We start from the raw sequence: 11792 nt of genomic DNA on the forward strand, positions 1-11792 counted from the left end.
ACTTCTTCAGTTCCTCCAGAGCCTCTTCGTGCGACATTGCACCGCGGTAGGGGCGATCCGATGTCATCGCGTCGTAGGCGTCGACTACGGCCAGGATACGGCTCAAGAGGTGGATCTGCTCCCCCTTCAGTCCCAGGGGATAGCCCCGCCCGTCCCACCGCTCGTGATGCTGGAGAATGTAAGGGGCCACCGGGGCCAGCTCGCCGGAGGAGAGAGCAATGCGGTACCCCACTTCGGAATGGCGCTGGATTTCTTTCCTTTCCTCTTCAGTCAGAGGACCGGGCTTGAAGAGGATGTGGTCCGGCACTCCCAGCTTGCCGATGTCGTGCATCTCCACCAGGAGTCGCAGGCCGTCCATTTCTTCACGCGAGAGCCCTACTGCTTCCCCCAGCATGCAGGCAATCTCTTTCATGCGCTCCGTGTTGTGGAAATCCTTCTCCGCCAGGGCTGCCTTGAGGGCACGGATCACCGCCGCCCGCGGATCTTTCCCGCTGGCAAGCTTGTTCACGTACATCGCGTCGTCTGCTTCCTTGTAGACTTCCCACAGCCGGCGCGAAGCATTTTCTGCCGTCGCCATACCCTACAGAGATGCTCAAAGGGAGATCCGGGTGCTGCACGTTGTCCTTTTCAACGGCCTCATTTATGCGCCTTGCCACTTCTTCCGCCGTCTTCCGGTCTGTTTGGGGCAGGATTACAGCAAACTCGTCCCCGCCGACCCGGGCCACCACGTCGGAACCCCGGACGCAGCTCGCAATTACTCTGGCCGCACGGCGCAATAACTCGTCACCCTGCTCGTGCCCCAGCATGTCGTTGACCACTTTCAAGCCGTCCAGATCGCATAAAATGAGGCTGACAGGAAAAGAGCGTCCCCTGTCCAGCCGCGGCGCAGCTCTTCCTCGAAGAAAGCACGGTTGTACAGCCCGGTGAGGGCATCGCGGGTGCTGCAGCGCCTCAGTTCATCCTCCATCTTTCTTGCGCTCACCGATGTCGCGGATGCACTGGACTGCCCCGAGCAGGTTTCCCTTCCGTCGTAGACTGGGGCCGCAAGCGTCCAGAAGTGAAGCCCCCTGCCGCCGCAGGCAAAGGGAGCGAAGCCTTCGCCGACGAGAACATGGCCCATCCCTCTTCGATTTTGCCGTATTCCTGCTCCCACTCCTGTGCCATTGCCGAGGAGGATATTGGCGAGGATGGGTCTCCGTTTCTCCCCGTAAAAACGGGACTGCGTAAGCGTATTCTCCCCTGCCCAGTATTTCTTCTCTCTTAACCCCCGTCATTTCTTCCATGGCCCGGTTCCACACGAGCACCTTTCCTTTGCGGTCAACGGCAAGGGTGGCATCCGGGAGGGAATCAATGATTCTTTCGAAGAGGTCCAGCCTTTCCACCAATTTTTCCGGCAGGAGTTTACTGCTGGCGCCGAGCAGGAGTTCAAGAAACTTCTTCGCCGCTTCGGCTTTTTCCTCTGGCAGAGCGTCCACCAGCCGGTAAAGTTCGTCTTTTCCTCGACCCGGGTTCACGCAATCCACCGCTCCTTTTGAACACTTTTCTCCGGATGTTTTTTTATTTTTCGGGGAACAAAATCCTGCCCCGGAATAGAGAAGAAACAGACGGTTATTCCCCGCCGCGGCCTCCGATGCCCATGGGCCGAGCTTTAGCCTGGTAGTACTCTAAGATCAGCTTATCCACCTTCCGGCTGGCCGCCAGGAGTTTCTCTTTGTCGCCGGGATCGACGGCCACCAATTCTCTCCTGGCTTTTTCCAGCCGCAGGATCGCCCTGCCGAGATCCAGCAAAAACTTCCCCCTTTCGCCAACTTGCACCAGATTCAATTGGACCACTTCCTGGAAAGAGCGTCAAGGGGAACACTGTCGAACGATGTCGGATCGACAAGGTTTTTCCTCATCAAGGTTCCCTCTGGCTCAGACAAAAAAGCCCGCTCCAGTTTCAGAGCGGGTGTATAAGATAGGGGGGAAGTAGAAGGGATATCAGAAGCCCCCATTTCATCAAAAATTACGGACCCGGCGTCTAGATCCCCAGGGACGTCCTTCTTTGCTGGATAACCTGTTCCAGCTGCTCCGCCGCTTTCCCGGTTTCCCCTTCTACAATCACCCTGCCGCCGGTGAGCTTTTCCATCTCTTCCGTAAGCACCCGGGTGACCAGCTTGCTGCCGGTAATGAAGGGCGGCTGGGCCAGGTGCAGGGGCAGTCCCAGGGCGAGGCCGAAGGCGCCGTCGGCCAGGGCCGCAGATCTGGGCCACCATATACTGGCGGCAGACCTCCTCAATACCCGGCAGGGTGCAGTTAAATTCGCTGATCACCAGGTCTATGCCGCCGGTGGCCAGCAGCGCCTCACTGGTGAAGTTGTTGCCCGCATGGCCGGCAAATACCTGGCTTCCCCGGGATTGCAGGTCCTGACCCACACAGGTGCAGCCCACAATTTTAAAGCCCTTCGCCCCGGCATCCCGGGCCAGTTCCACGGCCCAGGGCTCTCCCAGGCCTTCCTGGACCGGGCCGATCAGGGCATGCTGGTGACCGGTGACCATGATGTTGATGTAATCCGGGTCCACCACGCCAAAACCCACCGGCTGGGAGGACAGCTGTGGTTCCCCCAGCAGAATATCATATTCCCTGCAGGCCGAAACCGCATTTCGATTGCTGCCCGGACAGGCGGTGAAAGGCCGTTTCCACACCGTCCCGGCTGGAGATGAATTGAAAGAGGACTTCATCGGCAGAAGGGCAGATTTTTTTCACGGTGGTAATCCCTCCAAAAAATATTTTATTTTCAGGCTGGATGGCCAGCCAGTCAGGCAGGGTTTTGGTGGTTGGTGCGAGGAGTGCAAAAATGTACTTATAACGGTAGATATTATGGGTAAATGGTTTCTCTTATGGATACAAGAATAATGAAGAAGAGCAGGGTTCCAGAAAATCAGTACCATTCGGGTATAGTTTTAATCCTGTAAACAACCCGCCTTGAAGCGGGCGCCGTCTGCCCGTGCAAGTATTTCTCTATATATAATAGACCACGACCATGCTCGGGCGTACACAAAAATGAACCACTTTTGTTGCCTCATCCAGATTCTCCCTGGACATGACCAGATAAGCAATCTCAAAAATACTCATGAACGAAATATAAACAATTGCCTTACCTGAGGAAGCTTGTACAAATACCTCTTCGATCAGGTCAGCTCCTGCTTCATCCTGGTAATAGGTCAACAGGGCACTGGTGTCCAGCACGTATTTTTTGATGTCACTCATTTACTTTCCGTTCCTTTTCCCGGTACTTCATCAGTAAACCGAGCAAATCCTTTCCCTTTCCAGCACCCCGGAAAAGTTTACCCGGTTCAGCTGGCAAAGGAATTATCTTTATCTCCCCGCCCTGGTCGATCCAGGCTATGCGCGTCCCTTCCCGAATATTATAGCGTTCCCTAATCCCGGCTGGAATAACGGTCTGGTAACGGTGACTGACAGTGGTTTTAATGATATTTCTTGTGCTCAAACAACACACCTCCCTTTTCTTACAGTATACAAGACGTATATTCCTATTACAAGACAGAATGCATCCAAAACCTAAAAGTAAACCCACATCTTATGCTGTAGATCCAGGTTGGTTATTCCCCCAGCACTTTAATAATGACCCTTTTCCGCCGGCGACCATCGAATTCAGCATAATAAACCTGCTGCCAGGGGCCCAGGTCAAGTCTTCCGCCGGTCACCGGGAGGATCACCTGGTGGTGGACCAGGATGCTCTTCAGATGGGCGTCGCCGTTGTCCTCCCCGGTGCGGTGGTGCAGGTAATCCGGACCAAAGGGGGCCAACCTCTCCAGCATATTGTCTATGTCCTGGATAATCCCCTCCTCGGCATCATTGACATAGACCCCGGCGGTAATGTGCATGGCCGAGACCAGCACCAGCCCTTCCTTAATACCGGACTTTTTTACCGCCTCCTCCACCTGAGAGGTTATATTGATGTACTCCCTCCGGCGGGCAGTGTTGAACCAGAGGTACTCGGTGTAAGACTTCATTGTAACAGCTCCCTAAGAAAATTTTTTTGTTCCGCAAATTAAACGGGAAATTAAAGGTGGCATCCAATGTGGAAATGGGGACAAAGTCATTTTCCACTAAATAATCTTCCGGTATTCCCTTTCAATAATACTCCTGAGCATTCCAGCCAGCCCGGCCACACTGTCTATTTCACTGTAGGGGATGGTAAACCGGACAAATCTTTCGTCCAGGTCCAGCTCGTCCAGAAGAGACCCGAAGAGGCCCCGGGCCTTTTTGTCGAGCTGCATGACCACCACCAGTTCCCTCTCCCCGGCCACGGGATAAACTTCGATTTCATCGAGCTCCCGGGCAAAATAGGTGGTGGGTCGGTACTCAAACTCCTGGAAGCGGCCGTTGTAATCGCCACAGCCGGGCTTTTCCCGAAAGCCCAGGAACCTTAAGGCATCGAAGAACATTTTGAACTCCCTGTTGGGCACTATTTGAATGGGGTCATGGTCGACCGGGTCAATGGCCTGGGGTATGTCCAGCCCCGTCTGGAGGAAGTACCTGGTCCGGCCCCTGGAAATGGGCAGGCCGAAGGGGATCTGGAAACTCACGGGGTAGACCTTTTCCTCCCCCGGCCGGACCACCATTTTCTCCCCCACCGTGACCGTGCCGATGATCCGGCGAATGTTCCTGGTTTGATCCCCGGCCTTGTAGGCTGAGGATAGGATAAGGTTGATGTAGATTTTGTCCACCTGCTGTTCGACGTTCCCGCCCTGGATCCTGATGGTCCCATTCAGGATCCCGCCCAGGGGGACCGCAGTCCCCGCCACCTCCAGGTTTACCCTGGCAGAACCAATGCCAATGCTGGCGAGAAGTTTGGTAAGCATGACACACCTCCGATAGAATTTGGAAAGCTGAGGTAATGAATTCGGCGGGCAATGTAAAATATTGCTATCAGACACAGGGAAAGATTGTAAATGCCGCTTTCTTCCGTTTTGCTTATTTTACCGTCCTACCGTTGAACAGTCAATTTTTTCCCGCAGATCTCTTTCCTGATCAGAGGCCTGCTTTGTGTTCCACGCCCGTGACAAGGATTGTCAGGCTTTACAATTTTAGGGCTGACAGGGTGCTGGCGCTAACCATACGTCGGCATTCTTCCGGGTCTGGTCCTTTTCTTCCAGCCCAACTCTTTTTTCAGTTCCTCGTAAACATGAAATACAATCGGACAGACGGCATAATTATCAATTACCCTGATCAACCGGAAAACAAAACCCTTTTTGTGCAAGTGAGGATAACTCCTGCAATCACCGGGACGGTATGAATATTGCGTACACAGATTGTCCTTTAGAAACGGGCAGGGTTTCTGGTTGAAAACATAGTCGTTTTCAACTTCTTTCAAGTATTTCTCTATAAATTCGAAAACCGGAATACCCGTCCCTTGAGATAACCTCGCGATATCTTTATCGTGCAGAACTGGACTGCATTCCCGGCAACAGTTGGCGCACTGTTTGCAGTCAATCTGCGAAGAAATATCTTTATACAACTTGTGTACCAGGGAATCCACTTCTTCACCCGCAATCCTGGTTTTTAAAAAGGAACGGAATTCCCAGTTTTCATCTTCTTTCTGCGCGGCTATTAATTTAAGCTTTTCCGGCGCAATTTCAGTAACCATGCCTGGCTCACCTCAAAGAATGCCTTTTAGAAAACTTAATCACAGGGAATAAACGTTCACAAATCGCCTCCACCATGGAATTGACCGGCTTCAATAAGCAGCAGGTCGTGTCGTTCCGCCGCCATCTCACGCAGCTCTTCAGTGAAACCGTCCCGGGCAAACAGGGCGTAATACACATGCGGCGGCCGCTGAAAATGGGGCAGCACGGCTTTGGCCTTTTGCTGGAGTTCGGAGAGTACATTTGCCCCTACCGGTTTCGCCCACCACCTGCACTCACCCACCATGATGGCCGCTTCATCCTCACTGATGGCCAGCAGGTCCAGTTCGTTCTGCCCGTCCCACCAGGAGCCCAGGCGGTAGGGATAAAAGGGAAGTTTCCCCCGCCGCCCCAGGAGTCGCAAATGCTGCCGGCAAACCTCTTCAAAGGCCGGGCCAACAAACTCCGGAAAATGGGGCTTGATCCTGGTTTCCAGCACCCGCTCCGCTTCTCCCTCCTCCAGGTCGCTGCGGTTGGGGTAAACGAAGCGAAACCAGAAGCGCAGAAATTGATCCTGTAACCGGTAAATACCCCGGCGGCTTTTCTGCGGCTGCTTTTCCGTCACCGGCACCAGACGCTGGATTAAACCCATGTCCCTTAATATGTCCAGGTAACGGGAAGCGGCGCTGCGGTCGTGCAGGCCTGCCGCCTGGGTGATTTCATTCAGGCGGGTTTTGCCGTGGGCAATGGCCCTGAGCACGGCAAAATAATTGGCCGGCTCCCGCAGTTCCTGCATGAGAAGAAAACGCGGTTCTTCATAGAGGAAGGTACCCCGGCGCAGCACCCGGCGGGCAATGCCGGCAAAAAGATCATCTTCATCTATAAATTCCAGCAGGTATGCCGGCACTCCACCGAGCACGGCGTAGGCTTCCACCTGCCAGATAGGATCCCTCCCCGGGAAAAAGCCCGTCATATCGTGAAAGTGCAGGGGCTCAATCAGGTATTGCCCGGTGCGCCTGCCGGAGAGAGCGCTATTATATCCCAGAACCTCCTTCTCCATCACTCCTACATAGGAACCGCACAAAATACACAATATCCCGGTATTCCTCAATTCCTCGTCCCAGACTTTCTGTAGAATGGAAGGTATGGCCGGATTGGTTTCCATAAGGTAGGGAAATTCATCCAGCACCACAATAAGCCTCTCCTGGCGGGCCAGCCCGCCCATAAAACGGAAGGCAGCTTCCCAGGAAGGAAAGGAAAAACCCGTTTCTGCCTGTCCGTAGGCCTGCTCCCACAGCCGCTGCGAAAAAGCGGCCAGCTGCTCCCGGTCGGGCGCCAGGTCGGCCACAAAAAAGACGTGTCTCTTCTCCCGGCAAAAAAACCTGAGCAGTTCCGTTTTCCCCACCCGCCGGCGGCCGTATAACATCAGCAGCCCGGCACGACCGCTTCCATAAGCTTCCTCCAGCCAGTGTAGTTCAGCTTTCCGGTTCACAAAAGTCACAGCAGCACCTCATTGCTGATATAACTTGATTATGATATGATTAGTCTAATCAAGATTATACTAAATAAAATAACCGGACTCAATCCCGGATGCAATTAGCAATAAAGCCTTTCCTATGAAGCAGTCACCGAAGCCATTCGCGAGGAATAAAAATGCTTCTCGAGAGCGAAAAAATTATCAGTGAAATTAAACGCCATGTCCAGGACCGGCCACAGGTGGCCGTGGCCTATTTGATGGGGTCTTATGCCGGGGGCACGGCCACCCCTCTGAGTGATGTGGATGTGGGCATCGGCCTTTACCCCTCCCTGTGCCCGAACACAGACAACGCCCTGGACCTGGCAGCGGCACTGGAATACTCCCTGACGGAGGCGCTTTTTCCCGGTTATGACCCCGAACCCCGGGCGGAATGGCTCTTCACCCCGGTGGAAGTGGTAGTGCTGAATGCATCCCACACCCTTTCTTCCCTCCCCTGGATGCTGGCCGGCGCCCTGCCGGTCCACACCCCGGATCCCTCCTTTAAGGCGGAACTGGAAAAGCTGGCTTTCCGGCACGGCCGCCCTACGCCGGAGGAGGCCACCATTGCCGCCTGGCGGCTAAAGGCAACCTGGATCGTCCGCACCGCCCGGGGCCAGGTTTTTGCCTCCTATGAGGGCATTCTGCGCACCTGCCTGAACCTGGCCCACCGGGCGGTGGTCAGGCTGGGGCTACCCGTACCGGAAGAACGGCAACAGTTGCCCCTGGTACTGTACCGGGCCGGCATCATTACCCGGCGGGCGGCTTCCTTTATCACAGAAGCCATCAATATACTGTGCCACGACCGTGTAAACTTCCAGGCGTGGGAACACCTGCACCATTACCTCCACCTGCTGGCCGACTATGCCCTGCAGGTGGAAGACGCCCTGGAAAGGACCGTGAAGCAACAGCGACCGGCGAGATAGAGCCTTGCGGCGCCACCCAGAACCTGCAACCCGGTCTCTGCCAGTAGCAGTGGGATCCTGCCTTAAGGGAACGGCTTGACACAGCTCGATGAAGGACATATGCTGTCGGTAAGGAGGTTCGTAGCAGGTATTCATATGTTAAGGGCACGATTAACAAGTAAGGGCCAGATAACCATACCGGTAACTGTGCGCCGCATGCTTAACCTGCAACCGGGAGACGAACTACTATTTGATGTAAGCCCGGAAGGCGAGGTTAAGGTTAAGTCTTTTAAACGCAAGCGCTTAACAGAGTTATACGCTTCTTTACCAACTGTGCGGCTATCAATTTAAGTTTTCCAGCGCAATTTATTATGCGACGGAGGTTTTTGCAGGGAAATCATACTATTTCTCTGTCCATACAGGAAGATGTCTACCGATATAACCAATCAGAAAATGTTCATTTTCCTTATCGGGTGGGTAAAAATAGATGCGGAGGTTCACCTTTCCCTTAATTTTGCTGTGCCAGCTAAATACCCTTTTTTTACCATCCGGACATTTAAAGGTCCGAAGATGGCCATAATGCTTTAAGGTAATTTCTGATTCCTGCGAAGCTTCTATACCCATCTGGGTATAATTTGGCGCTTTGATTTCGCCAGATCTAATTGACTTCATGTATTTGTTCATGCACTCAAGATGGCGGATGATATTTCGAAGTACCAAAGGAGAATAATTTGAGCTTTGCAATTGACTTTTAACTTCCTCACAAAAAGTAATTTCAGGAAAAAGAGCGTCACGATTATGCCATAAATTTTCCCATGAATTCAAGTTTTGCCGTAAAAAATTTCTCACGAAGGAATCTGCTTGATCAGGGTTGTACAGATTAATTATATCTGCTTCCTGCCGTTCGTCACCTTTCAGACAACAGAATACATTTATTGTTTCGGAAGCAAATTGTGGCGCTCCTTTTAAGCTTGCTAGAATACCATCGAAGAAGAATGCCGCAGCTACAGAAGTCCAGGAAACATCCAGGATGTTTTCATTTTGTAGATAACATTTATGTTCATTAAACGATTGACCAAACAGATACTCAATATATGGTCCTTTAGTCGTTATTATCTGGAAATAATTTCGTACTGCCTGGTCAATATTTCGATCATAGATATAATCACGTACAGAATATTGAGGTCCAATTTCCCTTTTCCACAGGATATTGGAAGTAGCAATTGGTTCGTTAGAAATTGTTTGTAAAATTTTTAATACCTTTAACATATCACTCATTAATTTTGCTCCCTGATATTTATTAGAAGCCTGTCCACAAAAAGATAGTTCGTTTAAAAATATATTCACCTAAATCAACTCCCCAAGATCCTTTTCTGCCTGGTCGAAAAATCCATCAGGCCATATATCTATTCTTCCGTCGGCATCTATTGCAGGACGGACGATATTATAATCCCGCTTAAAAAAGTTAATTGAAACGTACTTTTCATTAATGTAACCTTTTTTTACCGCTATCCTGACCCCATTCAACAGATGATCGCTGTGTGTTTCCAGGATTACCTGGACGCCTGCTGCCGCCAGTTTGCTTAAAAAAATACCCATCCGGGATTGTGCATGGGGATGTAAATGCGCTTCCGGATTTTCCACGATCAGCAGATTACCCTTTTCCGCCATGAGCCCTGCAACAATTATGGGCAGACAATATGAAATACCGAAGCCGATGCTTGTCGGTCTCAAATAATCTGTATTTCTTTCAGAATCGCGAAAGCTTACCTGCAAGATATCGGCTTGCGTAATCCGCGCAGGGTTGATCATTATCCCTCCCGGAAGCATATCTTTAAGCCATTCTTCCACCTGAAATAATAGCTCGATTGAACGATCTTCCGGTGAATGTTTTAATTGCGGCAACTTAATCTTTTTATTTCCAAACTGATGCAGGCAATGGGCGGTATATTCCCCTCGAATTCCAACGTGCATGGCTTCCAGAGAATCTTCACTGACCGGATAAACCAACTGTGGTCCCATTCTTTCGGCTCCAAGATAAAAAAATCTGTCAGCAAAAAGTGTGTTCGAAGGGAGATCGGACGGGCTTTCCATTAATTTCATCGAAAGGGCATCGGGATCTTCCCGGCAATAAGCTAATTTGCAGGTAAAAACACGACCGGGCAGATCAAAAAAAGCAACCGATATCTGGATGTTATCTTCTTCCGCCCATTGGCAAAAAAGATCCCTCGCAGTTCCCATATGAACAAGAGAACCGTTAAGCGGCAAGTCTGGTTTCGCAAAATTACCCGTCATTGCCGATTGCCTTAAAAATAATAAGGCTTGAATAACGGTCGATTTCCCGGTATTATTGGTTCCGCAGAGAATACTTAACGGTGCAAACTGGACAGTCTGATCAAGAAAACACTTAAACCGCTGTAGCCGGATATAAGCTATCAATTGATCCCCTCCCTAATAATTTTTTCAATAATTTCGAAACGTTTATGCACTTTTTTTACTTCCCCTGTACCCTGAGAGATAGAGTTGACAAATTCCGGGTCATTATTCATGTAATAAATAAATCTTTCCTTAATCTTTTCCTTATTTTTTACCAAAACATCCAGAGGATATTTTTGAAGGCAGACTGACCAGGCTTCGAACAACGCTTTATTAATCGGGTTACGCGCATGTTGATCTCTTCCCTTTGGCTTTCTGAAGGCATTTTTTCCAAAAACCGCTTCTGCTTTAATCATTGCATCTTTAAAAGCTTTCGATATTTGCGCAAGTTCATTATCCGACATCTGGTTAATTTTAACCATTGTATCACCAAGAAAATAATCAAAGTCACGCTTTTGGTATTCATAATAAGGAGTCAGATAAAAAGCAAAAAAACGTATAACGCACTCCCGGTCATCCATCCGAGCAGGCGATACAGAATTGCTCGTAGCTTTTCGAAATTCCGGAGAAGATGCCAGTTCTTTCAGTAATTCCGTTGATTTACCCCGGTACAAACAATGACGAATTTCCTGAGCATTAAGAAACACTCCGCCGGTATTGATTCTCCTGAAAATAGTAAACTTTGCCTCAGGAGGAGTCTCCGGTCTGATAATGTACAGAAAAAGAGGCGTTTCCTCAATCCTTCTTTGATAGCTCCGCGGCAACTGACTAAATTTCTTATCTTTTAGTTCTTCAAGAAATTCCAGTCCCTGGAGGGCAAATTTTTCCTCATTGACATAACGATGCAAAGTAGATAAACGCTGCAACCCGTCAATAATTAACCATTCATCATCGTTGGTAGCGTCCATATAAAAACTGGGTAAAGGAATCCGGATTAAGATTGATTCAATAAGCCTGCTTTGCCGGGTTTCATCCCAAACCAGATTCCTTTGAAAATCAGGTTCGAGGTTAATTTCTTTGTTACTTATCTTCCGCAATACTTGAAATACAGTCATCTCCTGGCGAACCACATTAATCCGGCCCGGGTCGTAAGGTTGTTTTATACTCTCCGAACCAATAATATCCTCTTTTTCAACACCGGTATCGTTTATTCTTTGCTCCATATTTTCATCACTCACTATCATAATTGACCTCCGGCACCTTTGCTTTTCTCCGACGATGCTCACTGTTTTCAGACCAGAATACAGGCAAACCGGTTTCTTTCGGTAAAGATTTTACCACATCTTTAATAAACAGGAAAAGTATTTTCTAGCCGAATCCAAAGATGAAATTGAGCTTACCCTTTTTGAGCAGGTAAAAATCTGTTCA

16 protein-coding genes and 2 pseudogenes are annotated in these 11792 nt (G+C 50.2%); 2 read left to right on the top strand and 16 right to left on the bottom strand.

Features of this window, described 5'->3' with window-relative positions; translation table 11 throughout:
- The 13 genes and pseudogenes from G7K71_RS19570 to G7K71_RS20115 form a co-directional block, all read right to left on the bottom strand.
- Positions 1-577 (bottom strand): HD-GYP domain-containing protein (locus G7K71_RS19570; RefSeq protein ID WP_243175059.1); only part of this gene is annotated, 577 nt, incomplete at its 3' end.
- A gap of 55 nt (positions 578-632) precedes the next feature.
- Positions 633-806, bottom strand: a pseudogene (locus G7K71_RS19575) (diguanylate cyclase domain-containing protein); the annotation flags it as partial.
- 150 nt (positions 807-956) lie between these two features.
- The gene (locus G7K71_RS19580; RefSeq protein WP_313885017.1) at positions 957-1514 is read right to left on the bottom strand and encodes a PAS domain S-box protein; all 558 of its coding nucleotides are present in this window, start codon (positions 1512-1514) and stop codon (positions 957-959) included.
- Between the two features lie 94 nt (positions 1515-1608).
- Positions 1609-1815: an aspartyl-phosphate phosphatase Spo0E family protein gene (locus tag G7K71_RS15815; RefSeq protein WP_313884961.1), complete on the bottom strand. Its 207-nt coding sequence runs from the start codon at positions 1813-1815 to the stop codon at positions 1609-1611.
- Between the two features lie 205 nt (positions 1816-2020).
- The gene (locus G7K71_RS20105; protein ID WP_313885030.1) at positions 2021-2278 is read right to left on the bottom strand and encodes a hypothetical protein; all 258 of its coding nucleotides are present in this window, start codon (positions 2276-2278) and stop codon (positions 2021-2023) included.
- A gap of 25 nt (positions 2279-2303) precedes the next feature.
- A pseudogene (locus G7K71_RS20110) lies at positions 2304-2576 on the bottom strand (carbon monoxide dehydrogenase); the annotation flags it as partial.
- Positions 2577-2613: 37 nt separating this feature from the next.
- Entirely contained in the window at positions 2614-2745 is a 132-nt protein-coding gene (locus tag G7K71_RS19945; RefSeq protein WP_279286392.1) for a hypothetical protein, read from the bottom strand.
- 255 nt (positions 2746-3000) lie between these two features.
- Positions 3001-3249, bottom strand: a complete 249-nt coding sequence (locus tag G7K71_RS15825) for a type II toxin-antitoxin system VapC family toxin (RefSeq protein ID WP_166348552.1) — start codon at positions 3247-3249, stop codon at positions 3001-3003.
- Positions 3242-3490: an AbrB/MazE/SpoVT family DNA-binding domain-containing protein gene (locus G7K71_RS15830; protein WP_013823890.1), complete on the bottom strand. Its 249-nt coding sequence runs from the start codon at positions 3488-3490 to the stop codon at positions 3242-3244. Before G7K71_RS15830 ends, G7K71_RS15825 begins: the two co-directional genes overlap by 8 nt.
- 112 nt (positions 3491-3602) lie before the next feature.
- Positions 3603-4016: a secondary thiamine-phosphate synthase enzyme YjbQ gene (locus G7K71_RS15835; RefSeq protein ID WP_166348555.1), complete on the bottom strand. Its 414-nt coding sequence runs from the start codon at positions 4014-4016 to the stop codon at positions 3603-3605.
- 96 nt (positions 4017-4112) lie between these two features.
- Positions 4113-4868, bottom strand: coding sequence for a sporulation protein (locus G7K71_RS15840; protein WP_166348558.1), 756 nt, complete (start codon positions 4866-4868; stop codon positions 4113-4115).
- A gap of 248 nt (positions 4869-5116) precedes the next feature.
- Entirely contained in the window at positions 5117-5653 is a 537-nt protein-coding gene (locus G7K71_RS15845) for a YkgJ family cysteine cluster protein (protein WP_166348561.1), read from the bottom strand.
- 56 nt (positions 5654-5709) lie between these two features.
- The gene (locus tag G7K71_RS20115; protein ID WP_166348564.1) at positions 5710-7131 is read right to left on the bottom strand and encodes an ATP-binding protein; all 1422 of its coding nucleotides are present in this window, start codon (positions 7129-7131) and stop codon (positions 5710-5712) included.
- Between the two features lie 152 nt (positions 7132-7283).
- On the opposite strand from G7K71_RS20115, the gene G7K71_RS15855 reads away from it, so the two are divergent.
- Together G7K71_RS15855 and G7K71_RS15860 are read left to right on the top strand one after the other, a co-directional pair.
- Positions 7284-8069 (top strand): nucleotidyltransferase domain-containing protein, encoded by a 786-nt coding sequence (locus G7K71_RS15855; RefSeq protein ID WP_166348567.1) that lies wholly within the window; start codon positions 7284-7286, stop codon positions 8067-8069.
- A 135-nt stretch (positions 8070-8204) separates the two neighbouring features.
- A complete protein-coding gene (locus G7K71_RS15860; RefSeq protein ID WP_166348570.1) occupies positions 8205-8399 on the top strand; it encodes an AbrB/MazE/SpoVT family DNA-binding domain-containing protein in 195 nt (64 codons plus the stop codon).
- A 51-nt stretch (positions 8400-8450) separates the two neighbouring features.
- Here the strand turns inward: G7K71_RS15860 and G7K71_RS15865 are convergent, their stop codons facing one another.
- Genes G7K71_RS15865 through G7K71_RS15875 form a run of 3 tightly spaced genes read right to left on the bottom strand, consistent with a single transcriptional unit; the run spans position 8451 to position 11602 of the window.
- Positions 8451-9395, bottom strand: a complete 945-nt coding sequence (locus G7K71_RS15865; RefSeq protein WP_166348573.1) for a hypothetical protein — start codon at positions 9393-9395, stop codon at positions 8451-8453.
- Positions 9396-10487 (bottom strand): DUF3696 domain-containing protein, encoded by a 1092-nt coding sequence (locus G7K71_RS15870; protein ID WP_166348576.1) that lies wholly within the window; start codon positions 10485-10487, stop codon positions 9396-9398.
- Entirely contained in the window at positions 10484-11602 is a 1119-nt protein-coding gene (locus G7K71_RS15875; protein ID WP_166348579.1) for a DUF262 domain-containing protein, read from the bottom strand. Before G7K71_RS15875 ends, G7K71_RS15870 begins: the two co-directional genes overlap by 4 nt.
- Between the last annotated feature and the right edge of the window lie 190 nt (positions 11603-11792).

It is taken from the genome of Desulfofundulus sp. TPOSR, assembly GCF_011393055.1.
GTDB classification, from domain to species: Bacteria; Bacillota; Desulfotomaculia; order Desulfotomaculales; family Desulfovirgulaceae; genus Desulfofundulus; species Desulfofundulus kuznetsovii.